Here is a 26,668-nt window from a genome sequence, read left to right as displayed (position 1 = left end):
AATTCAATTGGACGCGTCTCCTTTGTTCCCGCATGCCCTTGTTGCGGACAGGACGGAGCGATGGTCGCGGGCCGGACGCCTGCCTTCGTTTCGAAATCGCTTTTGTTGATCTCGGTCAACAGCCATCGGTGCCGATGAACCGAGCATGCGGGTGTTGCCAGCGCGATCCGGCATCGACAGGCATAGCCGGTGACTCCGCTTGGGCCAGGACGACAGGCATGGCGACGACCCCGGCGACGTCCACCATGTCGTCTGTTCCGCGCCGCGTTCGCGCATCGCCAGGGTTTCCTGGATACGCCACGGACATTGATGGTTTCGATTGCCACCCAACTGCGGAGAGTCAGCTCATGTCACCGATCAAGCTGGTTTCAATGATGGTTCTCGCCTCCCTGGCTACAGGCCAGGCATGGTCGCAAACGGCATTGATGAAGCAGGCCCAAGGTCTGTTCAAACCGATACCCGCCAATGCGCCGCCGTTGCCGGGCAATGCGGCGACCCCGGCCAGGGTGGAGCTAGGCAAGCTGCTTTACTTCGAGCCCCGGCTGTCCGAAAGCCATGCCATCAGCTGCAACTCATGCCACATGGTCGGCATGGGCGGGGTCGACCTGCAGGAGACTTCGCTGGGTCATCGCTGGCAGCATGGCGGTCGCAATGCACCGACCGTCTACAACGCGGTGTTCGACGTCGCCCAATTCTGGGATGGGCGTGCCAAGGACCTTGAGCAGCAGGCTGGCGGTCCGCTGGTCAACCCGGTCGAGATGGACACCACCGAGTCACACGTCGTCGAACAGCTCAAGGGGATTCCCGGCTACGCCGCCGTGTTCGCCAAGGCCTATCCGGCCGTGCCCGATCCGATCACGTTCGACAACGTGCGCAAGGCCATCGCCTTGTTCGAGGCCACCCTGATCACGCCGAACGCGCCGTTCGATCGCTACCTCAAGGGCAACGAGAAGGCGCTCGACGCGAATCAGAAGGAAGGCCTGGCGCTGTTCATCAACAAGGGCTGTGCGGCATGCCACAACGGCATCAACGTGGGCGGGGGCATGTACGCCCCGTTCGGCGTAGTCGAGCGGCCCGGTGCCGACATTCTCCCGCCGGGGGACAAGGGCCGCTTCGCGGTGACCAAGACGGCCAGCGACGAATACGTGTTCCGGGTGCCCTCGCTGCGCAACATCGCGCTGACCGCGCCCTATTTCCATACGGGCAAGGTGTGGGATCTTCGCCAGGCCGTCGCGATCATGGGCAGCAGCCAGCTCGGCGCAAAGCTGAGCGACGAGGAGGTCGGCAAGATCGAGGTTTTCCTCGGGGCCCTGACCGGCGACCAGCCGAAGGTCGCGCTGCCGACCCTGCCACCCAGCGTGGCAACCACCCCGCGGCCCAAGCCGTGACCCGCACGAATGAGGCTGTCCAGGCAAGCATGCAGGGACGTCCAGAAAAAAGGGCGCGTGGCCAATTCAGCCAAGCAGGCGACTGGCCCTGCCAGACGACGACCGGATTTATTTGGCCACGTCCCCTTTGATTCGCAGCACCAGCCAGGCCATCAACAACAGGGCGACCAGCACACCCACCGCCGCCGCACCGAGCAGGGGCCCGATCGCCGGTTCCGGAACCACGCCGCCATAAAGCAGGACCAGGCCCACGGACAACACCAGCACCGCCAGCTGATGCAGGTAGAACTGGAAGCCGGCGACCCTGCCCCCCGCGCCGACGAGCCACAGCTTGTGGATCAACGCGTAGATGAAGGACACCACAAAACCCAGCAGCAGCATGTGCGCGTGCGCCACGAACAAGGCGTGGTTGTGCGAAGCCGCCATGTAGATGCCAAGCCCCATGCCCGCGATGGCATAGGCAAAACCGCAGAGCAGAAATCTCCGATCGAGCGCCATGATGTCTTTCCCCTGGTCCCCGGTGGCCGGCATCGATGTCGCACGATGCACTGCCGGCTGCGCACCGCCGCGGGGCGATTCTGCTACAGATGTTCGAAGCGGGCACGCGGAAAGTATTTCCCGCGGAAACTGTCACGCGAAGGGCGTACCGGGAAAAGTGGACGTGGCCAATCAAGCCAGGCAGGCGGCTGGCCTTGCCAGACGACGACCGAATTCAATTAGCCACGCCCCTTCTTTTTCACGTCCCCTTTCATTTGGCCAGCGAGGCCATCATCCGCGTCACGTTCGATGGCAAGTGCGGCACCACCGCGGTCGACCGCTGGAACGTCGGCAAGCGCCTGTGCGATATCAAGGAAGCGCTGGACGGCTCGCTGTGGATGCTGGAGGACGCCGGCCCCGGCGGCTTGTATCGGCTCACGCCGAAATGACTCGACGTGTCAATTGATGATCTCCCCCATGCCGGCTTCGACGCGACGCTTCAGTTCCCGGATGAACTCCGCGTCGTAGGGCTCCCAGCGTTCGAGCTCGCCCACGATCCTCAGCGGCGCCGCGCTTCGGTAGGAGCGAGTGGGGTTGCCGGGGAATTTCTTGTTCGTCACGTTGGGGTCGTCTTCGAACGCACCGGTCGGCGTGACGACATAGACCCGCGGCCTTCCCCTGCCGCGCGCCATCTCCGCGGCAAGGCCGGCCCCCTTTGCTACGGCGGTGAAATAGATGTGGTTCATCACGACGCGGACGTCGTAGTTGGAGGTGAACCCGGCCATCAGCAAATCACCCAGGGAAAGATCCGCCTTCGTCCCGTGGTAGAACGGCCCTTCCACGCGATGGCAGTTCCCGTGGGAAACCGGAACCCACTCGTCGTCGTCATGCATCCCCGGCGTACCTCATGCTTGCTGCCCGATCGGCAGGCCGGCGATTCTCAGACGCCCCGGCAGTCTTGCCGCAAGCCCCGGTGACTGATATAAATTGATGGTGGGAGGCGCAGTGCGCCTCCTTTTTTTTGGTTCTTCGCGGGTAAGCGGGAAAGATCGTGTTGACAGGCACAAGGAAAGGGTGAGGGCGGCAGGCAGCGGATAAGCTGATAGCTCTCACACCAACAGCGGTTCAACCGCCGCCGCCCTCATGCACGATGCTATTGATGCTGCCCATTTTTGGATAGGGTTTCGTTTGTTCGAGACCCAGGCTTTGTCGGAGACGCAGCTGCTCCTCCGGCTGGAAGCGGATCCTCACATTGACCCGCGCTGTGGTCGTTGCCAGGCGCCCTGCGGGCTGATCCACGAGCGTCGCACCCGGCGAGTGCGCGAGCGTCATCTGATCGCCCATGTCGAGGCCCTGCTGCGCCTGCTGCCGATCCGTCATATCAGTCAGCTCACGGGGCTGCATTGGCACACCATCCGCGCCATCGATGCCCGGCGGCTGGCACGCGAAGTGACACCGCCGGATCTGTCGCGGGTGCGTCGACTCATCATGGACGAGTTTGCCCTGTTCAAGGGCCATCGCTACGCCACCGTCGCCCTCTGCGCCGACACCCAGCAGGTGTTGTGGGTGGGCCAAGGCCGCTCGCGCAAGGACGTGCGGCCGTTCTTCGAGATGCTGGGGCTGGAGGCCTGCGCCCGCATCGAAGCGGTGGCGATGGACATGAACACGGCCATGGACCTGGAAGCCAAAGCCCACTGCCCGAACATCCGCGTGGTCTACGACCTGTTCCACGTCATCGCCAAGTTCGGACGGGAGGTCATCGACCGGGTGCGCGTGGATCAGGCCAACGTGCTCAAGGCCGATCCGTCCGCCCGCCGCGTCATCAAACGCAGCCGCTGGTTGCTGCTGCGCAACCGGGGCAACCTGACCGACGAGCAGGCCGTCAAGCTGGATGATCTGTTGGCAGCCAATGCGCCGTTGACGACCGTCTACGTGCTCAAGGCCCAGCTCAAGGAGCTGTGGTATGCCCCGGACGAAGACGAGGCCCGCCGGCGCTGGAACGAATGGCACACCCTCGCCATGGACAGCCGGCTCCCACCCTTGATCGCCTTTGCCAAACGGTTGGCACCGTATATCGAAGGCATCGTCGCCAGCGCCATCTACCAACTCAATACCAGCGTCCTGGAAGGCATGAACAATCGCATCAAGGTCATCAAGCGCATGGCCTATGGCTATCGCGACTTCCCCTACTTCTTCCTCAAAATCAAGGCCGCCTTTCCCGGTAAGGCGCGATGAACCAAAAAAAAGGCGGAAACAGTGCACGATGTCCATGTCCGGATCGTGACATCGTCCTGGGTCGCAAGTTCGGGCTCGCCTTTCTCGAACTTGTCGTCACACGGCGTCGCTGCAACCGTGTCGCCGAACAACGAGAAGTCGATGAAAATGTCGCCCCACGACGCGCCTGAATAGGCTACCCGCACGTAGCCATCAAAATACTCAAAGAATGTCCCGGCCATGCCCCGTCCTCATCATCCGCGCCTTGCAGGCTAGCTTCACGCTGTCGCATCGGGTGCGACAACCAGAGTGGCCCGGGAAATTGCGGACGCCCCTCGGTCAGTGGTCGCCTTCGTGCTGGCGGAGCGCAGCGAGTGTGGCGCCATCCTCGACGCCGGACAAAGCAGCAGCGGCCTTGATGGATGAAACGGACTCGAAGTACCTGATCAGGTCCCAATCCCTGTCGATGGCCGACACGAATGACCCGTCCAGCGGATTTTCCGGGTTGACCGCAAGCACCACGGTACGCACGTCGATGCTGTCGAGATATCCGTCGTCGCCGATCTTTTCCCGCGCCACGGTAAACATGCCTGAGGCGGACTTCGGTGACATCGAAAGACAGTCGACCAGGGTCGCTTCCAACTGCCTCCACGGAGGGCGATCGTCGGCATGGGCGGCGAACCCTGCCGCGACGTGCTTTCGATGTTCGATCCGACCGCCATCTACGGCGGCTCCCATGTCCTCAAAACCGTCGCAGAGATAGACATCGTCCAGAAAGCTGTCGATGGAGAAAGCCGACACCATGACCGCCACGATGAATCGGCTTCCTTTCAGGCGTTCCGTCTCGATCGCGTGCCCTCGTCGAACACGTTCGACCGCCTCGGGAACCAGTTGCATGTTCCATCCGGGAATGACCGCGGAAAGCGAACAAGGTCCGACGTTTCCCATCATAGAACAGCCAGAGGCTTCTTCGTCGACGCTCACAGGCTCTCCTCCCGCCGCATCAGAGCAAGGCTTCGACGGTTTCCCACCGCCGATCACGCACCATCACGAACTGGCAGCGCCCGCCGCTGAGAGCGGCCCACAAACCACCGATGTCGCGATCGTCCTGGGCGTCGTTCCAGCGGTCGCCGCCCTTGTACTCGACCGCCAACGTGGTGCCGTTGCTGAGTTTGCACAGGAAATCGGGGAAGAATCGCCCATCCGCCTTCTGCAAGAAGAACGAGCAACCTTCCTTGCGTACCAGGTTGCGCACCCAGAACTGCATACGGCCTTGCTGCGCCCACTGGTCCAGCTTGCAGGCGCATTCGAACTCTTCCTTGCTGTCGAAGTCGCCGATGCGCCCGTAGTAATGCCTTCGGAAGTCGAACGTGCCGAAGCGGTCATCGTAGTCACGGCTGGGTGCGTAGCCCTGCGGATTGAATCGGAAGGCGTAGTCGTCGCCGACCGCGACACGGTCGGCTGCGTCGTCGCCAAACAGTGCCGCCTGGTACGCCTGATTCACCGCGGCTTGCCGCAACTGCCGCACATGCGTTTCCAGCAGCGTGCGGATGAGAAACTTTTGGCGATTGATCCGCGCGAGATCGAACCCTTTGGCTTCAAGCAACTGCCGCAGCCAGTGCGCGACGAAGGCACGCTTGCTGGCGTGGGTAATCCCCGATTCCGGCAGATTGCGCGTCAGCCAGGTCGCCAGACGGCTTTCATCCCAATGCTCGGGCCGATAGCTCAGGCCGAGGTCGCGTTGAAGATCCGCGATGAATCGTGTGGTGACCTTGCCGGAATCGGCATCGATGTCGATCTCACCACCTTCCGCCACCCGGTTGCCGTCCAGTGCCTGGAGCTGCATGTGCGTCGGCACCGCATCGTAAGGTGACAGCGTCCAGGGGTAATCCAGCACTTCGGGATCGTCGAACAGCTGCAACTCACCCTGGATGCGCAGCGCCATCTGTGGCACCGACAGCACCTCGCCGCGTTCGGCGGGCGTCTGGAACATCTCGACGGCGGCACGGGATTTTTCGGCCGCACGCTCGATCGCCTGCCTGGCCTCGGCTTGCGTGACGCTCGCCTGCACCGTCGCGGTTTCGTCTTGCGTCAGCGGTGCGGTAATCGTCAGCGTGCCGGCCTTCCTGTCCCATGCCAGCTTGTCGCGGACAGGTTTGGGGATGCTGCGCAGATCCGGCGCCTCCGACAGCGCAACGCTCACCGGCGTGACCACCACCTTGCCCGGGCGCGCCGACAAGTCCAGCCGGGCCTGCTCGCTCTTGCTTGCCACCACGAAATCGCCGACCTCATGCCGTTCGAAGCCGGCGCCGTCGACCAACCGGTCACGCAGGGCGCCCGCCGTCTGGCCGAAGTCGCGCGATACCACGAAAGCGTAGGACTGGTTGAGCATCACCGATGCGCGCGCCTTCGCCTGCGGCTGGCGCAGGATGCGGCCCAGCAACTGCTCCACGGCAGTGGAGGAACGCAGCTCGGCCATGCTCACCAGCACGTAGGCGCTCGGGCAATCCCAGCCTTCCGCCAGCGCCTGCTGGGTAATCACGTATTTCACCGGGCAATGCTCGTCGGCGACGCCGAGCGCGTATCCCTTCTCGACGGCTTCCAGTCCGCGGGTTTCCCCGGTGGCAATGACGATTTCATCTTCCGGGACGTTGTGGTTGTCGATGAGGGCCTTCTTCACCACCTCCACATCGCGGGTTTCCACGTCCTTGCGCCGCGCTTCGGCCTGGATCAGCACGATGGGCCGCAGGTAGGGTTCGCCCTGCCGCCGTTCGGCATCCGCCGCCGACTGCAACTGGTCACGACAGTCAATGGCGTAAGCCAGGCACTTCTGCCAATCGCCCTCGGTCTCGAGGCGGATCGGCAGCTTGATCATGTTCTCGGTCTTGAGTTCCGCGGCCGAGACGCTGTGCAACACGTTGCTGGGCGTCTGCTCGGTATCCGGCGTGGCGGTCAGCTCCATGATGCCGCTGGGGCGGAACTGCGCGAACGTCGAGAACGAAAGCGGCGTGCGGCTGTTGTGGGCCTCGTCCACGATCAGGAACGGCCGGCGCAAGCGCAGCACGTTGGCCAGCGAGCACACTACGGCGCCGTTCTCATCCCGCTGTAGTTCCGCAAGCTGGGCATGATCCAGATGTTCGAAGTGCGACATCAGCGCGCCGTTGGACTCGAATACCTTCAGCCCCTCGGTGTTCTCGCGACGAAACGCCTGCACCGTCGACACGATCACCGTGGTGGACGATTCCAGCGTGGCGCGGGTAACGCTCTTGGCCTCGTCCAGGGAAAGCACGGTGACCGGGCCCGCCTCGCGCAACGCGGCGTGATACGGATGCTCGCGGCCACGCAACGCGCGCAGCGTCTGCTCACGGATCGTGTTGGACGGCACCAGCCACAGGACCATGCTGAACTCGCTGCGCAGCAATTGGGTATTGACCAGCGCGACGCTCCTGGCTGCCAGCCAGGTCTTGCCGCCGCCGGTCGGTACGCGCAGGCAGAAATACGGCATGGCCGTGTCGAAGCCGTCGATCGGGCGATAGGCGACACCGCGCCCCCACAACGCCAGGGTGGCGTTGTAGAACGCGCTGTTGGCGTTGCCCGTGACCTGCACTTCGCGGAAATAGGCTTGCACGCTGTCCAGCACGGATTGCTGGTAAACCTTGGGGATATAGGCGCTCATGCGTCGGTGCGATCCGTCCAGTAATCCGGTTGGCGATGCTGGTGCGCCACGGCAAGCACGTAGATGGCCTCCGGCTCCACCGAGTACAGCAACTTGTAGGGAAAGCGGCCCAGCACCGCCCGCCGGATCGTGCCGCGCTCGACCGGGCATGCGAGCGGCCAGCTGCGGATGCGCCGCAGCCCCGCGCGCACCTCCTCGCGAAACACCTTGCCGAGCCCGATCAGCTGCACCTCGTAGTAGCGCTCCGCGGCCTCAAATTCCGATCGCGCCTCCGGCGAGAAGACCAGGCGCATTACAGCTTGCCGACCACATCTTCCGCGGGGGTGCCGGCAACCATCCCCTTGCGATAGGCCGCCAGCCGCCGTTCGGCTTCATCCAGCCAGACGGCATCGAGCGCAGGGTCGGGCTGGTCGAGGCTGCGCAGGATCGCGTCGGCGACTTCAAAGCGGTCTCCGGGCTTGAGCTGCAACACACTCTTGACGATGTCTTCGGTCTTCACGGCACACCTCCGGCTTTCCAGGAATCCAGATTACCCTTCCAACGCATAGGGTGTCTGCTTGAACACGATGCCCTCGCGCGCGAGCCGCGGCGCACCCAGCCGGCAGGCGGCGGCGTAGATGACGCGCGGGCCATCGAACGGCGGCAAAACATCCAGCACGGCGGCCGTGAGCACGTTGCCGCCGGCCACGGACTTGTCCTTGAGGATGCCGTTGTAGAGCAGGTACACCGCGCGGCCTTCGTGCACGCCGATCCGGGGTGAGTTGGTATTGCCTGCGAAGCCCGCTCCCGTCTCCACGAACCACACGAACTCCGCCAGTTGGGCGAACGTCACGTCGTCGCGCACCTGGCCTTCGGCGGTGAACAACGGTTCGTCGGAAAGCTTGCAGAACTGGAAGCCGCCGCCGAGACCCGCGACTTGTTCGCCCTTGGCATTGGTGTAGCCCTGCGCCACGCGGCGCACGCGCTCGGCAGTGACGTCGCGTGCGATCTTCGGGTCCATCTCGATGAGGATGCAGCGACGGTTGCCGCCGTCTTCGGCGTTCTGCTTCAGCACGGCGTGGGCGGTGGTACCGGAGCCCGCAAATGAATCGAGAATCAGTGAGTCCGGGTCGGAGAAGGTTGCCGCCCTAACCAATGCTTTCACTAGGCCACACGGCTTCGAGTACTGGAAGACTGAGTTGAGATCAACCGAGAGGATTTCCGCGAGTTCAGACGATGCATCCTCGTTCGTCCCTACTTCTTTTGTCAGTAGGCTGCTGAGGCCTTTCTGTCCTTGGTTGTCCGAACCTTTCACGGCACGCAACGACATATTTTTTGTGCGCAGAAAGCACCGTCCACCTGACGCGAGCTCTCTATCCATATTTTCCTGAGTCCATACGAATGGTCCCCTCAAGTAGACATCGGACGTGAATCGGCCATCAACCACCGTTGCATCGTGGACAAGCTCGACAGCAGTTCCACCACGACCGTATTGACCACGAGGATAGATACCATCCGGGAGTCCGGTAGGACCAAGCTTGTCAACGGGAATGTGGAGGTCTTTCACTCCGTTGGTTCGCTTGACCAGCGGGAAATCCTCATCTTCACCGACATCATCACCAACCAACTCAATATCGTTCGACCGCCGGCTGCAAACCACGATGTACTCGGTCTTCTTTGTGAGCTTCTTCGAGAGGTGTGATCCCTTTCGCTTTCGCTCCCAGACAATGCAACCCACGAATTTGAAACCGCCCACTTCATTGAGAACGCTGCGCAGGTGGTGAAGTTCGTTGTCGTCAATCGAAACGAAAATCACCCCATCCTCGCGCAGGAACTGCTTCAGCAGCATCAGCCGCGGATACATCATGCACAGCCAGCGGTCGTGGCGGTCCAGCGTCTCGCCGTCCTTGCCCACGACCTCGCCCAGCCACTTTTTGATCTCCGGGCTGTTGACGTTGTCGTTGTAGGCCCAACCCTCGTTGCCGGTGTTGTAGGGCGGGTCGATATAGATGCATTTGACCTGCCCCGCATAGCGCGGCAGCAGCGCCTTCAGCGCCAGCAGGTTGTCGCCCTGGACGATCAGGTTGCCGCTGTCGTTTTCCGCAAGGCCCGAACCCTCACCCCGGCCCTCTGCCGGAGGGAGAGGGAGACAGGAAAGCTCCGGCACCGGCTCCAGCAAGCGATACGGCACGTCACGATGGTGTTTGACGACGGCCTGCTTGCCGATCCAGTCCAGTACGGGCATGTGTCTGCGATCCCCTGCCGAAAGCTCGGCGCTGCCGATGGTTGCGATGCGGCCCAGTTTACCCGCAACCGTCTCAGGCGCCGCGACCCGACCGCACGCGCCATGGCGTAATGTCGCTCACGATCAAGCAGCAGCTCAACCGATAGCCAAGCGCCCTCGCCATCTTCATGGTACTGGCGGGACTGGGGTTGCCCTCGCTGGACAGTGCCTCGTACAGCCCTGCCCGAGTCAGGCCGGCGGCTTCGGCCAACAGGCTTGTGTTTCGTGCACGTGCGGCCGTATCGGGAGCCTGATGCGAGAGCTTCTGTCGCCTGGATGGGGCCGAACCGGTCAATGTCTACCCGATCAGCACCGTGAAAGCTCCCAGAACTATCTGTCCGCCGTGGGCCGTGCTGTCGGATATCCGCGCTGCCGGCATTCCGCCGATGAAGACCTTGGTCGAGCCCTTGGCGATGATGTCTGGTGGGCCCACGCAAACGGCCATGTCCCCCACTCGTGCTGCCACCGTCGGGCATCCCATGGATATCGGCCCATCCACATGGGGAACGACTCCCGTCACCACCGGACATACGTGAAAATCGGAAACCTTGGCACCCCTCAATGCCAGATCCGCCTGTTCCAACGCCGAGAAAGCCGCGCCGGGGTCACGGTCATGGATGGACTTCAGCGTCTGCCGCGGGATGTTGTTGAGGTCGGTGACCTTGTCGTTGTCGAGTAGCGTGGCCAGCTCGTGCTTGCGGAAGACCCGATCGGATGGCGCGTGGGCGACCAAGCAACGGCAGCTTCCCGATGCCTCCCGGGCGTACTTCACCGACGCTTCCGCCCAGATGTCGTCCGCAGACAACGAGAGCGGCGAAGCATAAAGATGCTCGCTTTCGAGCCACTGTCCGCAGCGGGTCGCCTCCAGTGTCGTGGTTTGCTTCCCCGCCTGACCGCAGCGCTTCGCATACGCTTCGACCGCAACGCGATTCTTGCCCGCGTCATCCGAGTAGAAAACCGCGCCATCGTGCGGCGAGGCGACCGACATCGCTCCCGACGCTATGAGGCCCTTGAGCCGCACCACTTCCGTGTGGGATGTCATGGAATCAGCGCTCGATGGTCACCCGGTAATCGACCACGCGCCAGGCATCCAGCAGATCTTTCTCGATCGTCGCGCGTTCAAAGAAATCGATCCGTTCCCGTTCGAAGGGCGGATCCCAGTGCAGATCAAGCGGCAACAGGATGGCGGCGCCGAACCGTCCGTCGTCGGACGCGATGGTGTCGCAATACAACGACAGCACATGGTCGCCCTTGCGGTACTGCATGGCGTTGCGATCGCTGCGTGACACTTCGACGCCCGAATCGTTGACCAGCAGATATGGCTCGATTGCCCTGAACATGTGGACCTTCCTTGAGTGAGTGACGCAGCGACGGCCAGGGTTTCAGATGCTGGCACGATGATAGCCCGCCAGCGTGTCTGGCCGGATGCGTTGCCACGTCCCTTTGGGACTCGCGTCGCAAAAGACGATGCGGTGGCTCTTCACGGCATGCCGGGCATCACCTCGCAGCGATCAGGCCGCGGGTTGCCGATTCGAAGAATGGTGTCATGGAAAATTTGGCGACCCCATTGCCGACCCAAAATTGTCCCTGACACCTTTTCAGTGACACCTCTTCATGTTCGGCGGAGTAATCTGACAAGGTTGGCGTTCGGCGCTCCTTCCATACCAGACCCGTCCAATTCCGCTCAGGGGAATGCCATGAAGCACGCAAGGGTTGTGTTCCTCAGCGCCTGTCTTGCGCTCGCCGCTGGAGCCGTCCGCGCCGGGATGCCGCCGGTTCCGGGTACGCCTCAGGATGCGGCAATGGCCCACGCGCCTGATCGCGCCTCCATGCAGACCATGCAGATCCCCAGCCATGGGGAGCTGATGAACGCATTGGTCTACATCGCCGCGGGCGCGGGTCCCCATCCGGTGGTGATCCTGCTGCACGGGTTTCCCGGCAACGAGCGCAACCTCGATCTGGCGCAGGACATGCGACGCGCCGGTTGGGATGTCCTGTACTTCAATTACCGCGGTTCGTGGGGCACGCCGGGCGGCTTCTCGTTCGCGCACAGCATCGAGGATACCGGGGCCGCCATCGCCTACCTGCGCCAGCCGGAGGTGGCCCGGTCGTTGCGACTGGATCCCAACCGCATCGTGCTGATCGGCCACAGCATGGGCGGCTTCATGACCGTCGAGGCCGCTGCGGCGGATCCCGCGATCAAGGCCTTCGCCACCATCTCGGCCGCCGACATGTCCGGACGCATGCAAGCTCTACTCGAGAAGGAAAAGCGCTCCGACGCGATCGCCGCCATGGCCCACGGACTGGCCGAAGAAGGCATGGCGCCGCTGGCGGGATGCACACCAGACGGGCTGGCCAGGGAGCTGGCGGACCACGCCATGAGCTGGCCGTTCCTGGACAAGGTGGATGCACTGAAAAACCGCAACGCGCTGATCCTCACGGCCGACGACGGCCTCACCCGGGAGAACAGCGCCTTCGCCGCTGCCTTGCGCAACGCCGGCGACACGCACGTGACCACCCGGCATTTCGCCACCGACCACGCCTATTCGGACAAGCGCATCGAGCTGTCACACGCGGTGCTGGCGTGGCTGGCGGGGTTGCCTAAATAGAACCGGGGTCGGGTTCAATTTCTGGCGTCCCGGATTGCGACGGTGGCCTGGACACGGCGCAGTCTGACGTCGAACAGCGGGAGCGAGCATGGGCAAACAAACCGGTTCCCGCATCTGGCGCAGGGCATGGGTCGCCGCGGGTGTCATCGTCGGCGTGTTGCTGGTCGGTGCCGTGCTGGCCGCGGCGTTTGCGCCGTTCGTTTACGCCGAGCTGATGCCCCGGTTGGAGCCGCACGTGATCGTCGATCCCGCGCCGGCCAGAATCGCCAAGGGCCGCATGTTCGATGGCTATTTCGTGGTGCAGGATCTCGGCGCGGGAACCTTCGCCATCGGCGAGCCGCGCTACTACCAGCAGAACTACTCCTACCTGATCATCGGAACGAAGCGCGCGCTGATGTTCGACTCGGGGTCGGGAACGCGCGACATCGGCAAGGTGGTGAGATCCCTCACGCGCCTTCCAGTCACGGTGATGGTCTCGCATCTGCACTTCGACCACTTCGGCGGGATCGGTGCTTTCGATCACGTGGCCATGATCGATCTGCCACAGACGCGTGCGGATGTGTCCAACGGGCGCCTGCGGCCGAGTCGTTACGCGTACCTCGGCTTTTGGGACGGGCGCAGCGCTCCGGCAACGCGGATCACCGAATGGCTGAGCCCCGGCGCCGTGATCGATCTGGGCGGCCGCTCGTTGACCGTCCTGTCCACCCCAGGCCATACGCCAAGCTCCGCGGCGCTGTTCGATGCAGCGGACCATCGGCTCTTCATCGGCGACTACGTCTATCCCACCACGCTTTACGCCTTCCTGCCGGGCGCGAGCTTGTCGGCCTATCGCCAGACGGCGCAGCGGCTGCTCGCGACCTTGCCCGGCGACACGATCCTGTGGACCGCGCACTGCTGTCGAAAGGGCGAGGGCGTGGCGGCGCCCTGGCTGACCGTGAAAGACCTTCGCGACCTGGACCGGACATTGATGGCGGTCCAGGCCGGCACGGCAACGTTCACGGGCTTCTATCCGCGCAGGTATCCGGTCAACGACCAGATGACCCTGGCGACCGGCTTCCCCTGGAACAATCGCTGAAACCGGTGAAACCGGTGAAACCTGAAACCTGAAACCTGAAACCTGAAACCTGGTTCAGAGTGCACTTTCCAGCGGGCTTTCGAGAAAACAGGGGCCAGGATCGACTTTCTGAGCTGTCGCCAGCGTGTGGCGCCGATGGTCCGCTGGCGTTCGCGGCGGTTGTGTTGGGGTGCTGCGATCCTTGCGGTTGGAATGCGGCAATCTTTGCTTGGTTTCAGGCTGCGCCGTCGGTGAGCGTCTGGGGGCACCCCGACTGAAAGTGGGTCAGGTCGCGTCTTGTAACCGGAGCGTTACGCGAGCATCCAACCCACGGCGGCCTGGCAGTGGAGTTCGGTTGTGTCGACGCGCGGGATGTCTGGCGCATCCTCTGCGCGCAGCAGCATGCCGAACTCGGTGCAGCCGAGGATCACCGCCTGCGCGCCCGCGGCGTGCATCCGGCGCATGATCGTGATGAAACGTTCGCGCGATGCCGGCTCCACGCGCCCCTTCACCAGCTCATCGAAGATGATTTGGTGCAGCGCGTCTTGTTCTTCCGATGTCGGCACGCTGATGGACAGGCCGTGACGTTCCAGCCGTTCGCGATAGAACGGCTGGGCCATGGTGAAGCGGGTGCCAAGCAACGCGGCGCTGCGGTGGCCGTCGGCCAGCAAGGCCTGGGCGGTGATGTCGGCAAGGTGCAGCACCGGAACGCTGACGGCCGCCTCGACCGCAGGCGCCACCCGATGCATCGTGTTGGCGCAGATCAACAGGCCTTCGGCCCCGGCGTGTTCCAGCCGGCGCGCGGCACCTGCGAGGATGCGGCCGGCCGCATCCCAGTCATCGGCGTGTTGCAGGCGCGCGATCTCGGCGAACTCGACACTCCACAGCAGCAACCTGGCCGAGTGCAGGCCGCCCAGGCGTGCGGCAACCAGCTCGTTGATGCGCTGGTAGTAGTGCATCGTGGATTCCCAGCTCATGCCACCGATCAGCCCGATAGTTTTCATGCCGTGCAACGCCCAATGGATTGGCGAGAATTCTCGCACAAGGTAAAACCGCGGTCAGAGTCGACTTTCCAGCAGGTCTACGGTTTCGATGGCGGTCTTTCTCGGCCGGTCGATCTTCCTTGGTGCGAGTTTCCGCCCCAGTTGCTGTTTGATCGCAAGGCGGCCCAAAAAAGCAAAAAAGGGTCCGTTCCCTTATTCCTACGGACAAGCGCTATGCTCCCCACCCACCGAAAGAACGGCGTCAGAATTTAATTAGCCACGTCCCCTTTAACTTTAGCCACGTCCCCTTTAACTTTACGTCCCCTTTAACTTTACCTCCTAGGGGATTGTCCCCGTTCAAAGGTGTCCGTCAAACCCGGGCCATCTTACTCTGACCCCTGTTTCTAATCGCGAACGGTGCATAGCCGTGAATGAACCTGAAAGACACTTCTGCAATACTCGGCTGGCGCGCATGGCCTGGTAGTCCTCGCTGGTTTCGTCACCTTGAAGACTGCACCATGCGCGCACTTCTTTCCATGCGCAGCAATGCCAAGCCACTGATTCAACGTAGGGTTTCGTGGGGAAACCTCAGACTCCGTCCCGGTTTCGGGGCTATTTTCCAAAGAACTTCTCGGTTTCGGAGCTATTTTCCAAAGAACTTCTCGAAGTCAAACTTATTCTTCGATGAGCATACTGTGAGGCGGCTTTTGTATCTTTTTGCAAAATAACTCTTCAAACCTTGAACTTTGGTATCAAAGCATGGAACTCGGGTACAAACGATCAATCCTGCAACTGGAGATCGCTTCTCCTCACATCGATTCATTATGCACAGCGTCGCCTCAATTTGTTTACAAGCAACGCCCACATCCTTTCCCTTTAGCTCTACTACCAAATCTCCCACCCCCGGCTTGGAGACGACATAATCGGCCGCACGCTGCTGGGCAACCAAACCACCATCCACCTTGACGATATGGTGAACCTGCCTTCGTGGATTCAAAAAAACGGCAGACATTCCATGATCTTCAATCTTTATGTTCGACACTGAACTACGCGTCCTATAAGCCTTGCAACTCATAGAGATACCTCAATATCTATGAGTGCATCGAATTCGATTCCGGTGGCGGCTGAAACACTATCAATATAATCTCCATCTATCAAACCATAATCATCAATTATGGAGGAAAGCTTACCATCAACAATTTTGTATGCCGAAACACTTCTCGGGCTAATCCAGCAAGACGGGTCAACTATCTTCTCGATGGCCTTTTTCTTCTCACCGACCACGCGCGACCCAAGATCTCCGGCCTTGATCAAATTATTTATTTTTGCCAAGACATAGGGGCTGTGAGTTGTCAAAACAATTTGGCGATTCGCAAGAGTCTTATTTCTTGATCTGGATACAACCTTTTTCTTGCCGCTATTGATCAGCTGAGCAAACATACCTACCAGGTCAGTCTGCGCACTCGGAAATAGATGTGCCTCAGGCTCCTCGATATAAACAAGGTTATTTTGTTCAGAAAACTGAGAGAAGCGAAGCCCATCAAATAACGGGAGGAGTTCTTGCTGACCGGACGAGAGTGCCGAAAATGGAATGTTTCTACCGTCGGGTGTTGACAAGAACTCCCGCCCGCGCTCTCGAATTACATGACCGCCTATCAATCCCTCAATAATAGATAAATTCTTATTTTTCGGCTCGCCCTCAAAAAATGCATGCTCGCGCAACTGTGTGACTAGCCTGCCAAATCGTGAAACAACAGGATCCAGGATACCGCCCGCCTCGAATGCGGCAACGATCTTGCCAACGCTCGTAAAGAAGGAACGCCCAGCAGGGATAAATAGCTGACCAAGTGGCTTCTCGTCGCCCATCAACGAATCGATCGTTTTATCCAATACGGTGTAGAGTCTCCAGCCGCTATCAACTTCAGCGCTCTCTCTGGCAGCCTTGCTTTCCCTGCTGGATTTATAGACGCTAACTAACTTGTTAAACAAATCATCATAACTCTTAGATCCAACCAGCTTGGCTTTAGGATCCCGACTTCGTGACTTAGTGATCGTGAGTGAAAATTCACCAGTCGAATATATAATCGAAAACTGGCGACTTCCCCAACTACTCGGCGGAAACCATTCGGAGAATCGCTCCAAAATCCTTTCCTTAAGATCCCCTCCTTTACCCACATCCTGCACCCATCGTGGAAGCTCATCTGGAATGGAATGAAAGAAATAAAATAATTTGCAAAGAACGCTTTTTCCGCTAGCTTGAGGACCGATGATCAATGTCAAGTCGTTTATTTGAAAACTAGCCTTCTCGATGCACGAGAAGTTCTTGACTACTAGAGTTTTTTCCTTTGTTGTCTTTAATGCCATTATCTTTGCCTCAAGGTTATTATTGGTAAGCCATCAAACCATCGGCAACTTCAACCCCTGCTCCCTCGCACACCCCACCGCAATCTCATACCCCGCATCCGCATGCCGCATCACCCCGGTGCCCGGATCGTTCCACAACACCCGCGCAATCCGCTTGTCCGCCTCGGCCGTACCGTCGCACACGATCACGATGCCGGAGTGCTGCGAATACCCCATCCCCACCCCACCGCCATGATGCAACGAAACCCACGTCGCCCCACCAGCCACATTCAACATCGCATTGAGCAGCGGCCAGTCGCTGACGGCGTCGCTGCCGTCCTTCATCGCTTCGGTTTCGCGGTTCGGTGAGGCGACGCTGCCGGAGTCGAGGTGGTCGCGCCCGATCACCACCGGCGCCTTCAATTCTCCATTACGCACCATCTCGTTGAAGGCCAGCCCGAGCTTGTCGCGCAGCCCCAGCCCCACCCAGCAGATGCGCGCCGGCAGCCCCTGGAAGCTGATGCGCTCTTTCGCCATGTCCAGCCAGTGGTGCAGGTGCTCGTCGTCGGGGATCAGCTCCTTCACTTTCTGATCGGTCTTGTAGATGTCTTCCGGGTCGCCGGAAAGCGCCACCCAGCGGAACGGCCCGATGCCGCGGCAGAACAGCGGGCGCACATAGGCGGGCACGAAGCCGGGGAAGGCGAACGCGTTCTCGCAGCCGACGTCCTGCGCCATCTGGCGGATGTTGTTGCCGTAGTCGAAGGTGGGGATGCCCTGCGCGTGGAAGGCGAGCATCGCCTCCACGTGGGTCTTCATCGACAGCTTGGCGGCGCGGGCGGTGCCGACCGGGTCGGCCTTGCGGCGCTCGAACCACTGCTCCAGTGTCCAGCCCTGCGGCAGGTAGCCGTTGACCGGGTCGTGCGCGCTGGTCTGGTCGGTGACGGCGTCGGGGCGCACGCCCCGCTTCACGAGTTCCGGCAGGATGTCGGCGGCGTTGCCGAGCAGCGCGACGGATTTCGCCTCGCCGGCTTTCGTGTACTTCGCGATGCGCGCCAGCGCGTCGTCGAGGCTGCTGGCCTGCTCGTCGACGTAGCGGGTCTTCAGACGGAAGTCGATGCGGCTCTGCTGGCATTCGATGTTGAGGCTGCACATGCCGGCCAGCGAGGCGGCCAGCGGCTGCGCCGCGCCCATGCCGCCGAGGCCGGCGGTGAGCAGCCACTTGCCCTTGAGGTTGCCGCCGTGATGCTGGCGACCCATCTCGACGAAGGTTTCGTAGGTGCCCTGGATGATGCCCTGCGAGCCGATGTAGATCCACGAGCCGGCGGTCATCTGGCCGTACATCATCAGGCCCTTTTTATCGAGCTCGTTGAAGTGCTCCCAGGTGGCCCAGTGCGGCACCAGGTTGGAGTTCGCGATCAGTACGCGCGGCGCGTCGGCATGCGTGCGGAACACGCCAACCGGCTTGCCGGACTGCACCAGCAGGGTCTCGTCGTCGTTCAACTCGCGCAGGCTGCGCAAGATCGCGTCGAAGCACTCCCAGTTGCGCGCGGCGCGGCCGATGCCGCCGTACACCACCAGCTCCGCCGGATTCTCCGCCACCTCGGGGTCGAGGTTGTTCTGGATCATGCGGAACGGCGCCTCGCTGAGCCAGCTCTTGCAGGAAAGCTCGCTGCCGCGGGGCGCGCGGATGGTGCGGGTGGTGTCGATGCGGGTGGGTGCGTTCATGGCGATGCGCTCCGGTGAGTCAGACCGCCGAGTATAGGTCAGCGGCCACACGGCCCGAATGCGGTGGTCTGCCGGGTCAGCCCGCTGCGGGCAGGCGCAGGCGCGGGAACGCCAGGGTCATCGTGGTGCCCTGGCCGGGCGCGGATTCCACGTCGACAAAACCACCGGCCTGCCGCATCACGCCGTACACCTGGGCCAGGCCCAGGCCGGTGCCGGCGCCTTCGGGCTTGGTGGTGAAGTACGGCTCGAACAGGCGCTCGCGCACGGCTTCCTCCATGCCGCTGCCATTGTCGGTGACGGCCAATGTGACGTAGTCGCCCGCCTGGCGCAGCGTGCTGCTCTCGGCCTCGCCCACGATCAGCTCGCCCAGGTCGACCCGGATGCTGCCCTGCCCGCGACATGCGTCGCGTGCATTGATGCACAGGTTGATGAAGGCCTGTTCGATGGAATGGCAGTCGCCCAGGGTAGGCAGCTCGTCAGCGACGGGCCCAACCTGGAAATCCATGCCGGCGCCCAGGCTCTGCCTGGCAAAACCCTCGATGTCGCGAACGATCGCGGTCAGTTCCACCGGCGCTGCCGCATAGCGGTGCACACGGGCAAACGCAAGAAGCCGCTTGGCGAGCAGCGCGGCGTGCTGTACGCCCTCCATGCTGTAGCCAAGCATGCGGCGCTGCCGCTCGTCGAGGTTGGCCGGATCGTCCTCGATGCTGCTGAGCGCCACCATGGCGATCTGCAGCATGTTGGCGAAGTCGTGCGAGAGGCCCGCCACCAGTTGGCCAATCGCCTCGTTTTTCTGCGCCTGCTGCGAGGCGTGCTCGGCCACCGCCTGGGCGGCGCTTGCCAGGCCCAGTTGCAGCTTCAGCGACGCCTCCCGGCCGGCTCCCTCCCGCTGGAACACCCGTGCGCGCGCCAGCTGCCGGGCCAGCGCCTCATAGCGGGCGGCATCGCTTTCGCCGGCCAGTTCGCTGAGGCTGAGCCGCCGGTGCAGGCCGTGGATCACCGTGTCCAGGGCCAGCGTTGCCTGCACCGGCTCGGTGACGTCATGGCTGATCACGACGATGCCGTCCACCCGCTGTCGCGCATCCAGATACGGATGCACGCTGATCTCCCACCAGCCATCTTCGCCGTCGGCCGACGGCAGCACCTGGGTGAACTCGACCGAGCGCCCCTCGCGCGCGCTCGCCAGCGCTGCATCGATCGCGGCACGCGCTCCCTCGGGCCAGAACGCGGCCAGCGGCTGCCCGATCGCGCTGACCGGGTCGGCAATGCACAGCGCGGCGCGGCCGCTGTCGTTCATGCCGACGATGTGACCGGACACGTCGAGCTCATGTATGCCATCGGGGAAGAACCCGACCAGCTGTCGATAGCGCTCAAGTCGGTTCATGCGTCGCCGCCCCCGGGGAGCTACAGCCTACACAGATTCCACCCTCACCGGGCTTTTACACCGGACAGATCATGGTCGGTCCCCGTCTGCGGAAGATCGCCATGACCCATGCGCAGAACTACACCATCCTGCTGGCAGAGGATGACCGCAGCGCCCGCGACGCCACCGCGATGGTGCTGGAGGCCGAGGGCTACCACGTCGTGACCGCCGGCAACGGCACCAGCGCGTTGAACATGCTGATGCACGATTCCACCATCGACCTGCTGGTGAGCGACATCCACATGCCCGGCGGCATCGACGGTATCGAACTGGCGCTGCACGCCCGACGGCATCGGTCCATCCAGGTCATGCTGATCTCGGCGGATCCACGCAACAGCTTCACCTGTTTTCCCGAAAACACGACCTTCCTGGCCAAGCCCTACGATCGCCGCGCCCTGCTCGGCGCAGTGGGCGGGCTGCTCGGCATCACCTCCGCCTGAACGTCCGGTGGGCGAAGGGCGTGGAGCGCGCGTTTCGCGGGGTGCCCGTCGAACGCAGGCGCTGAGCGGCCGTCGGCATGGCTGAGGGCGGGCTGCGGGCGGCGTCGATGCCGGTGTGCTTGCGCAGCGCCACGCTCGCGCAGGCCTCCAGGCTGACCTGGCCATGCCCGCGGCGCTGCGTCAATGGCCCCGTGCGTTCCGGCACTGGCGCCACGCCTGGGGCGGATGGAAGCTGCGCGGCAACCCGACCGCCGGAGTCGCCGATGTCACGCTCGATGGGGTTGATCCTGCTGCTTGCCGCCCTGCCCGGCGCGCCGGCGTCCGCCGCGATGGCTGCGGCCGATCGCGCCGCCTGCGAGGTATGGCAACGCGAACTGGCGTTTGCCCGCAGCGTGCAGCGGCACGATGCCGCGGCATTCGCCGCGTTCCTCGCCGACGACAGCGTGTTCGACGCAAATGCGGACACGCCCGTGCGCGGACCGCAGGCAATCGTGCGGCACTGGGCGGCGATCCTTGCCGGCAAGGCCGTGCGGCTGGACTGGTATCCGCAGCACGTGGTCGCGAGCGCAGACGGCACGCTGGCGACGTCCAGCGGCCCGTACCTGTTCGAGAACCTGGGCGCGAACGCGGCATCGCGTTACGCGATAGGACATTTCTCGACGACATGGCGGCGCGCGCCGGACGGTTCGTGGCGGGTCGCGTTCGATGGTGGCGACAGCGGCCGCCCCGCCAGCGACAAGGAGGCGGGGGACTTCCGCCGCAGCCGCCAGCGCGCCTGCCAGCGACCCACCGCGGTGGTGCTGCCGACGATCCGGCATTGATGTCCGAAAACGGCCAGTTCCGCGGCCGCCGCGGTGCTAGCCTGCGCCCATGTCCGAATCACCCGCCGCCATCCTGCCCGCGCTGGCCGTCTGCGAACAGGCGCGGCTGAGCCGCGACGCCCGCTTCGACGGATTGTTCTTCACCGCCGTCACCAGCACGCGGATCTATTGCCGCCCGGTCTGCCCGGCGCCGCCGCCGAAACCGGCAAACATCCGCTACTACGCCAGCGCCGCGGCCGCGGAAGCGGCCGGGTTCCGGCCCTGCCTGCGCTGCCGGCCGGAACTGGCGCCGGGCAATGCAAGCTGGCATCGCGGCGAGCACGTGGTGGCGCGTGCGCTGAAACTGATCGATGCCGGCGCGCTGAGCGAGCGTCCGCTGGCGGAGCTGGCCACGCGCGTGGGCGTCGGCGCGCGGCAACTGCGCCGCCTGTTCGTGGCGCATCTGGGCGCACCGCCGATCGACGTGCACACCACTCGCCGCCTGCTGTTCGCCAAGCAACTGCTGACCGAGACTGCGCTGCCCGTGACCGAGGTGGCGCTGGCGTCGGGCTTCGGCAGCCTGCGCCGTTTCAATGCCGCGTTTGCGGCGGCGAACCGGATGCCGCCGCGCGAGCTGCGCCGGCAACCGCGCGCTGCGGCCGGCGCCACGCTGGTGCTGCGCCTGGGTTATCGCCCGCCATACGACTTCCCGGCCTTGCTGGCATTCCTGCGCACGCGCGCGCTGCCCGGCGTGGAACGGGTGGACGAGCACGCCTACGCGCGCGTCTTCGGCGACGCGGATGATGCCGGCTGGCTGCGTCTGTCCGCGGCGCCGGGCGGTGACCACGCGCTGCAACTCGAACTGCACGGCGCACGGCCCGCGCAACTGCTGCCGCTGGTCACGCGAGCGCGGCGGATGTTCGACCTCGACGCGGACCCGCGCGTGATCGCGGCGACGCTGGGCGCCAGCGCGGTGCTGAAACCGATGCTGCGCCAGCACCCGGGCCAGCGCCTGCCGGGCAGCTGGGACGGTTTCGAGATCGCGGTGCGCGCGGTGCTCGGCCAGCAAGTCAGCGTGGCGGCCGCACGTACGCTGGCCTCGCGCATCGTGCAGCGCCACGGCTCGGTGCTCGCGCTGCCGCTGCCGGACGGCCTGGAACGGCTGTTTCCGACCCCGGCGCAACTGGCCGACGCGGACCTGCGCGAACTCGGCGTCACCACCGCGCGCGCCGCCGCGATCCGCGGCATCGCGCAGGCGCTGCTCGACGGCCGCGTGGATTTTCGCGTGGAGCAACCGCTGCAGGAGTTCGTCGCGCGCTGGGTGGCGCTGCCCGGCATCGGCGAATGGACTGCGCATTACATGGCGATGCGCGCGCTGAGCCACCCCGATGCATTCCCCGCCGCCGACCTGATCCTGCGCCGAGCGGCGGCCGGCGACGGCGCCGAACTGGGCACGAAGGCGCTCGCCGCGCTGGCCGAGGCATGGCGACCGTGGCGCGCCTACGCGGTGATGCATTTGTGGCGCAGCGTCGGCGACGCCGCGACCGCCCAACGGAGCAAACCATGAACGCCGAAACGATCCACGTCGACGGGATGCCGAGCCCGGTCGGCCGCCTGCTGTTGCTGGCCGACGCGCAGGGGCTGCGCGAGATCCGCTTCGAGACCGAGCGGCACCCGCGGCCGGTTTCGCCGCACTGGGTGCGCTCGTCGTCGGCGCTCGCATTCGCGCGCGAGCAACTGGAGGAATACTTCGCGGGCACGCGAACCGGGTTCGACCTGCCGCTGCATCCGCAAGGCACGGCGTTCCAGCTGACGGTGTGGGAGGAACTGGCGCGCATCCCCTACGCCGAGACCATCAGCTACGGCGAGCTGGCGCGCCGTATCGGCCAGCCGCAGGCGATGCGCGCGGTCGGCGCGGCGAACGGGCGCAACCCGCTGCCGATCGTGGTGCCCTGCCATCGCGTGATCGGCAGCAACGGCAGCCTCACCGGCTTCGGCGGCGGCCTGCCGGCGAAGCGATTCCTGCTGGGGTGGGAACGCCGCATCGCGCACGGCGACCTGTTCGGCGCTGACGACGGGCGCCGCGCGGCGCGCTGATCAACCGCCGCTGCGCGCCGGCGCCGGCGCATCCGGCGGGATCACCCGCGGCAGCACGGAGTAGGCCTGCTGCCGGTCGAGCAGGTCCCTGAGCGCAGCGCGGTCGCGCTCGTGCCGCGCCTGGTCGGCCTGCTCGAGCTGGCGTTGCAGCAGCTTGTTCTTCGCGCCCGGACGCTTCGCGTTGTCGGACACGTTCTGTTGCAGTTGCTGCTGCAGTTCGCTCTGGCGCACCTGATCGCGCAGCTGCTGCTGGCGCACGGCATGGCGGGACGCGTCGCCCTGCACCGGCGCGTACGCGCGCACCGGTGTCGGCGGCGTGACCTGCCCGGCGCCCGCGACAGCGGAAGAGCCGAGCGCCAGCAGCATCGCCGTACAGGCGAGCATGCGGGTTGGAGATGCGTGGGCTGCAATCGTCATGACTCTGCGCGACCATGGGCGTTGGTTTGGCCAGAGTGTGCAACGACCCGCATGAACACAGTGTTCCGCCTGCTGCTTTGCGCAGCCATCGCCGCGTGCGCCGGTTGCGCGCATCTTTCCGGCACCGATCGCGCGCTCGTCCGCGCCGCGACAAGCGAACCCTCACCGTTGCTGCTGATCTCGATCGACGGCTATCGCCACGACTACATCGATCGCGGCCTCAGCCCCAACCTGGAGAAGCTGGCCAGGCACGGCGTGCAGGCTGCCTCGATGCAACCCTCGTTTCCCTCGCTGACGTTTCCGAACCACTACACCCTGGTCACCGGACTGCGCCCGGACCATCACGGCGTCGTCGACAACACCATGTTCGACCCGCAGCTGGGCAAGTTCTCGCTGGGCAACCGCAAGGCGGTCAGTGACGGCCGCTGGTGGGACGAGGCCACGCCGATCTGGGTGACCGCCGACGAACACGGCATGCGCACCGCGACGATGTTCTGGCCGGGTTCGGAAGCGGCGATCCACGGCCGCCATCCCGACTACTGGCACCCGTTCGACGGCAGTGTCGGCGCCGATGCGCGGGTCGACCAGGTGCTGGCCTGGCTCGACTTGCCGCCCGCCTTGCGGCCTCGTTTTCTCACCTTGTATTTCGATGCCGTCGATCACGCCGGCCACGAGCACGGCCCGGACTCGCCGCAGGTCGACGCCGCGCTGCGCGCCACGGATGCCGCGCTGGGCCGACTGCTGCAGGGCCTGAAGCGGCGCGGGCTGTTCCAGCGGATCAACCTGATCGTGCTGTCCGACCACGGCATGGCCACGGTGCCGGCCGGCAACACCGTGCTGCTGGACGACCTGCTGCCGCTGGACCAGGTGCAACTGGTGAGCGAGGGCATCGTCGCCGGCTTCAATCCGCGCTCCGACAGCGCGGAAGACCGCGCCCGGTTCGCGGCGATCGAACGCAAGCTGGAACGACCGCAACGACACATGCGCTGCTGGGACAAGCGCCGCATACCGGCGCGCTTCGACTACGGAAGCAATCCGCGGGTGCCGCAGCTGATCTGCCTGGCCAACGTGCACTGGCGCATCGCCAGCCGCGCCAAGCTGGCCGCGAAGAAGGACCCGCCCAGCCTGGGCAACCACGGCTACGACAACGCCGAGCCTGCCATGCAGGCGATCTTCATCGCGCACGGCCCGGCGTTTCGCGTCGGCGCGAAAGTCCCCGCCTTCCCGAACGTGGACGTGTATCCGCTGATGACCCACCTGCTCGGGCTTCCAGCAGCCGCGAACGACGGCGATTACGACACCGTAAACGGGATGCTGAAGTCGGCCGCGCCATGAGCCCGGACTCGCGCCACCTTCCGCGTCACCCGTAGGGCGGGCACCGCCCGCCGCTGTGCACCGCACATCGGCGCTCACCGCTCTCGACTCCGCACATCGGCGGGCAGTGCCCGCCCTACCCCATCGCGCCCTTGCTCATCGGCGTCGGCGCGGTCGCCACATTGACCAGCGGCGGCAGCCGGAACAGCCACAGCGCGACCAGCAGTCCGAGCAGCACCAGCGCGCCGACGAACAGCGCCACCCCGGCCCAGCCGTGCGCGGCGTAGAACAGGCCGCCGCTGGCACCGGCGATGCTGGAGCCCATGTAATAGCAGAACAGGTACACCGACGCGGCCTGCGCCTTCGCCGCGCCGGCGCGGCGGCCGACCCAGCTGCTGACGATCGAGTGGCCGCCGAAGAAACCGAACGTCACCGCCACGAGGCCGGCCATCACCAGCCACAGCGGTTGCGCCACGGTCAGCGCCACTCCGGCCAGCATCAGCGCGAGCGCCGTCCACAGCACCTTGCGCCGGCCCAGCTTGCCGGCCAGGTGGCCCATCCACGCCGAGCTGAAGGTGCCCACCAGATAGATGCCGAAGATCAGGCCAACTACCGCCTGGCTGAGGTTGTACGGCGGCGCCAGCAGGCGGTAGCCGAGGTAGTTGTAGACCGTGACGAACGCGCCCAGCAGCAGGAAGCCCTCGATGAACAGCCACGGCAGGCCACGGTCGTGGAAGATGCCGTTGAAGCGACCCGCGACCGTGCGCCAGCGCAGCGGCTGCGCCGTGAAATGCCGCGAGGCAGGCAGCATGCGCCAGAAGACCAGCGCGGCCACGATGCCGATCAGCGCGACCACGGCCACGCCGATGCGCCAGCCGAAGAAGTCCGCCAGCACGCCGGTGATCAGCCGCCCGCCCATGCCGCCCACGGCACTGCCGCTGATGTACAGGCCCATGCCCAGCCCGATCGACTCGACGTGCATCTCCTCGCTGAGGTAGGTCATCGCCACCGCGGGCAGCCCGCTCAGGGTCAGCCCCAGCAGCGTGCGCACCACCAGCAGTGCGTACCAGTCCGGCATCATCGCAGTCACCAGCACCAGCACCGCGGAGCTGAGCAGCGAAGCGACCATCAGCGACTTGCGTCCCCACGCGTCCGACAGCGCGCCGGCAAACAGCATCGCGAACGCCAGCACCCCGGTGGTCAGCGACAAGGACAGCGCCGCGCCCGCCTCGCTCACCCCGTAGTGGCGGCTGAACTCCGGCATCAGCGGCTGCACGCAGTACAGCAGGCCGAACGTGGCGAAGCCGGCGGCGAACAGGGCGAGATTGGTGCGGCGGAAGTCTGGCGTGCCGTGATGGATGTAGCGCGCGGCGGCGTCCGGGAATGAGGGCACCGCCGCGGGCATCGAAGCTGTCGTCACGTCCAATGCCTGCGCTGCGCGCGAA

General features: G+C 64.2%; 28 protein-coding genes. 10 read left to right on the top strand and 18 right to left on the bottom strand.

Translation table 11 applies throughout. The features are described 5' to 3' along the window. The first annotated feature begins 347 nt into the window (after positions 1–347). On the top strand, positions 348–1,388 hold the full coding sequence (locus ACVCMI_RS08895) for a cytochrome-c peroxidase (RefSeq protein WP_447099551.1): 1,041 nt from the start codon (positions 348–350) through the stop codon (positions 1,386–1,388). 108 nt (positions 1,389–1,496) lie between these two features. On the opposite strand, the gene ACVCMI_RS08890 is transcribed toward ACVCMI_RS08895, so the two are convergent. Beyond that, complete coding sequence (locus ACVCMI_RS08890; protein WP_447099087.1) at positions 1,497–1,886, bottom strand: TonB-dependent receptor; 390 nt, start codon at positions 1,884–1,886, stop codon at positions 1,497–1,499. 35 nt (positions 1,887–1,921) lie between these two features. On the opposite strand from ACVCMI_RS08890, the gene ACVCMI_RS08885 reads away from it, so the two are divergent. Next, positions 1,922–2,314, top strand: a complete 393-nt coding sequence (locus ACVCMI_RS08885) for a hypothetical protein (RefSeq protein ID WP_447099088.1) — start codon at positions 1,922–1,924, stop codon at positions 2,312–2,314. Positions 2,315–2,323: 9 nt separating this feature from the next. Here ACVCMI_RS08885 and arr read toward each other — a convergent pair whose 3' ends face one another. Then, entirely contained in the window at positions 2,324–2,758 is a 435-nt protein-coding gene (gene arr, locus ACVCMI_RS08880) for an NAD(+)--rifampin ADP-ribosyltransferase (RefSeq protein WP_395118031.1), read from the bottom strand. A 250-nt stretch (positions 2,759–3,008) separates the two neighbouring features. On the opposite strand from arr, the gene ACVCMI_RS08875 reads away from it, so the two are divergent. Further along, positions 3,009–4,100: an ISL3 family transposase gene (locus ACVCMI_RS08875; protein WP_447099089.1), complete on the top strand. Its 1,092-nt coding sequence runs from the start codon at positions 3,009–3,011 to the stop codon at positions 4,098–4,100. Here ACVCMI_RS08875 and ACVCMI_RS08870 read toward each other — a convergent pair. The 9 genes from ACVCMI_RS08870 to ACVCMI_RS08830 form a co-directional block, all read right to left on the bottom strand. Next, positions 4,052–4,321 (bottom strand): hypothetical protein, encoded by a 270-nt coding sequence (locus ACVCMI_RS08870; RefSeq protein WP_447099090.1) that lies wholly within the window; start codon positions 4,319–4,321, stop codon positions 4,052–4,054. The genes ACVCMI_RS08875 and ACVCMI_RS08870 overlap by 49 nt on opposite strands. 97 nt (positions 4,322–4,418) lie before the next feature. After that, positions 4,419–4,976, bottom strand: a complete 558-nt coding sequence (locus tag ACVCMI_RS08865) for a hypothetical protein (protein ID WP_447099091.1) — start codon at positions 4,974–4,976, stop codon at positions 4,419–4,421. 106 nt (positions 4,977–5,082) lie between these two features. Beyond that, positions 5,083–7,719, bottom strand: a complete 2,637-nt coding sequence (locus ACVCMI_RS08860) for a DEAD/DEAH box helicase (protein ID WP_447099550.1) — start codon at positions 7,717–7,719, stop codon at positions 5,083–5,085. Positions 7,720–7,751: 32 nt separating this feature from the next. Further along, positions 7,752–8,048, bottom strand: a complete 297-nt coding sequence (locus tag ACVCMI_RS08855) for a type II toxin-antitoxin system RelE/ParE family toxin (protein WP_447099092.1) — start codon at positions 8,046–8,048, stop codon at positions 7,752–7,754. Further along, on the bottom strand, positions 8,048–8,254 hold the full coding sequence (locus tag ACVCMI_RS08850; RefSeq protein ID WP_447099093.1) for an addiction module protein: 207 nt from the start codon (positions 8,252–8,254) through the stop codon (positions 8,048–8,050). The genes ACVCMI_RS08855 and ACVCMI_RS08850 overlap by 1 nt, the downstream gene beginning before the upstream one ends. A gap of 30 nt (positions 8,255–8,284) precedes the next feature. Next, on the bottom strand, positions 8,285–9,979 hold the full coding sequence (locus ACVCMI_RS08845; protein WP_447099094.1) for a site-specific DNA-methyltransferase: 1,695 nt from the start codon (positions 9,977–9,979) through the stop codon (positions 8,285–8,287). Positions 9,980–10,052: 73 nt separating this feature from the next. Next, on the bottom strand, positions 10,053–10,313 hold the full coding sequence (locus ACVCMI_RS08840; RefSeq protein WP_447099095.1) for a helix-turn-helix domain-containing transcriptional regulator: 261 nt from the start codon (positions 10,311–10,313) through the stop codon (positions 10,053–10,055). A 3-nt stretch (positions 10,314–10,316) separates the two neighbouring features. Then, positions 10,317–10,601, bottom strand: a complete 285-nt coding sequence (locus ACVCMI_RS08835; RefSeq protein WP_447099462.1) for a PAAR domain-containing protein — start codon at positions 10,599–10,601, stop codon at positions 10,317–10,319. A 463-nt stretch (positions 10,602–11,064) separates the two neighbouring features. Continuing rightward, entirely contained in the window at positions 11,065–11,358 is a 294-nt protein-coding gene (locus ACVCMI_RS08830) for a hypothetical protein (RefSeq protein WP_447099096.1), read from the bottom strand. 375 nt (positions 11,359–11,733) lie between these two features. On the opposite strand from ACVCMI_RS08830, the gene ACVCMI_RS08825 reads away from it, so the two are divergent. Both ACVCMI_RS08825 and ACVCMI_RS08820 read left to right on the top strand, forming a co-directional pair. Beyond that, positions 11,734–12,627 (top strand): alpha/beta hydrolase family protein, encoded by an 894-nt coding sequence (locus ACVCMI_RS08825; protein ID WP_447099097.1) that lies wholly within the window; start codon positions 11,734–11,736, stop codon positions 12,625–12,627. An 88-nt stretch (positions 12,628–12,715) separates the two neighbouring features. Then, positions 12,716–13,702, top strand: a complete 987-nt coding sequence (locus ACVCMI_RS08820) for an MBL fold metallo-hydrolase (protein WP_447099098.1) — start codon at positions 12,716–12,718, stop codon at positions 13,700–13,702. 290 nt (positions 13,703–13,992) lie between these two features. On the opposite strand, the gene ACVCMI_RS08815 is transcribed toward ACVCMI_RS08820, so the two are convergent. The 5 genes from ACVCMI_RS08815 to ACVCMI_RS08795 all read right to left on the bottom strand — a co-directional run bounded on the left by ACVCMI_RS08815 (position 13,993) and on the right by ACVCMI_RS08795 (position 20,116). Further along, positions 13,993–14,685 carry an aspartate/glutamate racemase family protein gene (locus ACVCMI_RS08815; protein WP_447099463.1) on the bottom strand — a complete coding sequence of 231 codons (693 nt, stop codon included), beginning with the start codon at positions 14,683–14,685 and terminating at the stop codon, positions 13,993–13,995. Between the two features lie 622 nt (positions 14,686–15,307). Then, the gene (locus ACVCMI_RS08810; protein ID WP_447099099.1) at positions 15,308–15,676 is read right to left on the bottom strand and encodes a hypothetical protein; all 369 of its coding nucleotides are present in this window, start codon (positions 15,674–15,676) and stop codon (positions 15,308–15,310) included. Between the two features lie 59 nt (positions 15,677–15,735). Continuing rightward, entirely contained in the window at positions 15,736–16,944 is a 1,209-nt protein-coding gene (locus tag ACVCMI_RS08805; protein WP_447099100.1) for an AAA family ATPase, read from the bottom strand. A gap of 117 nt (positions 16,945–17,061) precedes the next feature. Then, positions 17,062–18,732 carry a urocanate hydratase gene (gene hutU, locus ACVCMI_RS08800; RefSeq protein ID WP_447099101.1) on the bottom strand — a complete coding sequence of 557 codons (1,671 nt, stop codon included), beginning with the start codon at positions 18,730–18,732 and terminating at the stop codon, positions 17,062–17,064. Positions 18,733–18,808: 76 nt separating this feature from the next. Then, on the bottom strand, positions 18,809–20,116 hold the full coding sequence (locus tag ACVCMI_RS08795; RefSeq protein ID WP_447099102.1) for a two-component system sensor histidine kinase NtrB: 1,308 nt from the start codon (positions 20,114–20,116) through the stop codon (positions 18,809–18,811). A 101-nt stretch (positions 20,117–20,217) separates the two neighbouring features. On the opposite strand from ACVCMI_RS08795, the gene ACVCMI_RS08790 reads away from it, so the two are divergent. From ACVCMI_RS08790 to ACVCMI_RS08775, 4 genes are all read left to right on the top strand, one after another. Continuing rightward, a complete protein-coding gene (locus ACVCMI_RS08790; protein WP_447099103.1) occupies positions 20,218–20,595 on the top strand; it encodes a response regulator in 378 nt (125 codons plus the stop codon). Positions 20,596–20,858: 263 nt separating this feature from the next. Next, positions 20,859–21,416 (top strand): YybH family protein, encoded by a 558-nt coding sequence (locus tag ACVCMI_RS08785; protein WP_447099104.1) that lies wholly within the window; start codon positions 20,859–20,861, stop codon positions 21,414–21,416. A 49-nt stretch (positions 21,417–21,465) separates the two neighbouring features. After that, complete coding sequence (locus tag ACVCMI_RS08780) at positions 21,466–22,962, top strand: AlkA N-terminal domain-containing protein (RefSeq protein ID WP_447099105.1); 1,497 nt, start codon at positions 21,466–21,468, stop codon at positions 22,960–22,962. Further along, on the top strand, positions 22,959–23,492 hold the full coding sequence (locus tag ACVCMI_RS08775; RefSeq protein ID WP_395117998.1) for a methylated-DNA--[protein]-cysteine S-methyltransferase: 534 nt from the start codon (positions 22,959–22,961) through the stop codon (positions 23,490–23,492). The genes ACVCMI_RS08780 and ACVCMI_RS08775 overlap by 4 nt, the downstream gene beginning before the upstream one ends. Here ACVCMI_RS08775 and ACVCMI_RS08770 read toward each other — a convergent pair whose 3' ends face one another. Beyond that, positions 23,493–23,876, bottom strand: a complete 384-nt coding sequence (locus ACVCMI_RS08770; RefSeq protein WP_447099106.1) for a hypothetical protein — start codon at positions 23,874–23,876, stop codon at positions 23,493–23,495. 84 nt (positions 23,877–23,960) lie between these two features. Here ACVCMI_RS08770 and ACVCMI_RS08765 point away from each other — a divergent pair, with 84 nt between their 5' ends. Beyond that, entirely contained in the window at positions 23,961–25,244 is a 1,284-nt protein-coding gene (locus ACVCMI_RS08765; protein WP_447099107.1) for an alkaline phosphatase family protein, read from the top strand. A 115-nt stretch (positions 25,245–25,359) separates the two neighbouring features. Here the strand turns inward: ACVCMI_RS08765 and ACVCMI_RS08760 are convergent, their stop codons facing one another. Further along, positions 25,360–26,628, bottom strand: coding sequence for an MFS transporter (locus tag ACVCMI_RS08760; RefSeq protein ID WP_447099464.1), 1,269 nt, complete (start codon positions 26,626–26,628; stop codon positions 25,360–25,362). Positions 26,629–26,668: the final 40 nt, after the last annotated feature.

The organism is Rhodanobacter sp. UC4448_H15 (genome assembly GCF_052978265.1).
This window is presented reverse-complemented; position numbering and strand designations above follow the sequence as displayed.

Bases quoted from the DNA above. Each gene is read 5' to 3' on its own strand.
- ACVCMI_RS08765 (WP_447099107.1), top strand. From the start codon at position 23,961: ATGAACACAGTGTTCCGCCTGCTGCTTTGCGCAGCCATCGCCGCGTGC.
- ACVCMI_RS08885 (WP_447099088.1), top strand. From the start codon at position 1,922: ATGTCGCACGATGCACTGCCGGCTGCGCACCGCCGCGGGGCGATTCTG.
- ACVCMI_RS08760 (WP_447099464.1), bottom strand. From the start codon at position 26,628: ATGCCCGCGGCGGTGCCCTCATTCCCGGACGCCGCCGCGCGCTACATC.
- arr (WP_395118031.1), bottom strand. From the start codon at position 2,758: ATGCATGACGACGACGAGTGGGTTCCGGTTTCCCACGGGAACTGCCAT.
- ACVCMI_RS08790 (WP_447099103.1), top strand. From the start codon at position 20,218: ATGACCCATGCGCAGAACTACACCATCCTGCTGGCAGAGGATGACCGC.
- ACVCMI_RS08810 (WP_447099099.1), bottom strand. From the start codon at position 15,676: ATGTCTGCCGTTTTTTTGAATCCACGAAGGCAGGTTCACCATATCGTC.
- ACVCMI_RS08895 (WP_447099551.1), top strand. From the start codon at position 348: ATGTCACCGATCAAGCTGGTTTCAATGATGGTTCTCGCCTCCCTGGCT.
- ACVCMI_RS08865 (WP_447099091.1), bottom strand. From the start codon at position 4,976: ATGCAACTGGTTCCCGAGGCGGTCGAACGTGTTCGACGAGGGCACGCG.
- ACVCMI_RS08870 (WP_447099090.1), bottom strand. From the start codon at position 4,321: ATGGCCGGGACATTCTTTGAGTATTTTGATGGCTACGTGCGGGTAGCC.
- hutU (WP_447099101.1), bottom strand. From the start codon at position 18,732: ATGAACGCACCCACCCGCATCGACACCACCCGCACCATCCGCGCGCCC.
- ACVCMI_RS08775 (WP_395117998.1), top strand. From the start codon at position 22,959: ATGAACGCCGAAACGATCCACGTCGACGGGATGCCGAGCCCGGTCGGC.
- ACVCMI_RS08830 (WP_447099096.1), bottom strand. From the start codon at position 11,358: ATGTTCAGGGCAATCGAGCCATATCTGCTGGTCAACGATTCGGGCGTC.
- ACVCMI_RS08815 (WP_447099463.1), bottom strand. From the start codon at position 14,685: ATGAAAACTATCGGGCTGATCGGTGGCATGAGCTGGGAATCCACGATG.
- ACVCMI_RS08795 (WP_447099102.1), bottom strand. From the start codon at position 20,116: ATGAACCGACTTGAGCGCTATCGACAGCTGGTCGGGTTCTTCCCCGAT.
- ACVCMI_RS08785 (WP_447099104.1), top strand. From the start codon at position 20,859: ATGTCACGCTCGATGGGGTTGATCCTGCTGCTTGCCGCCCTGCCCGGC.
- ACVCMI_RS08820 (WP_447099098.1), top strand. From the start codon at position 12,716: ATGGGCAAACAAACCGGTTCCCGCATCTGGCGCAGGGCATGGGTCGCC.
- ACVCMI_RS08770 (WP_447099106.1), bottom strand. From the start codon at position 23,876: ATGCTCGCCTGTACGGCGATGCTGCTGGCGCTCGGCTCTTCCGCTGTC.
- ACVCMI_RS08890 (WP_447099087.1), bottom strand. From the start codon at position 1,886: ATGGCGCTCGATCGGAGATTTCTGCTCTGCGGTTTTGCCTATGCCATC.
- ACVCMI_RS08845 (WP_447099094.1), bottom strand. From the start codon at position 9,979: ATGCCCGTACTGGACTGGATCGGCAAGCAGGCCGTCGTCAAACACCAT.
- ACVCMI_RS08780 (WP_447099105.1), top strand. From the start codon at position 21,466: ATGTCCGAATCACCCGCCGCCATCCTGCCCGCGCTGGCCGTCTGCGAA.
- ACVCMI_RS08875 (WP_447099089.1), top strand. From the start codon at position 3,009: ATGCACGATGCTATTGATGCTGCCCATTTTTGGATAGGGTTTCGTTTG.
- ACVCMI_RS08855 (WP_447099092.1), bottom strand. From the start codon at position 8,048: ATGCGCCTGGTCTTCTCGCCGGAGGCGCGATCGGAATTTGAGGCCGCG.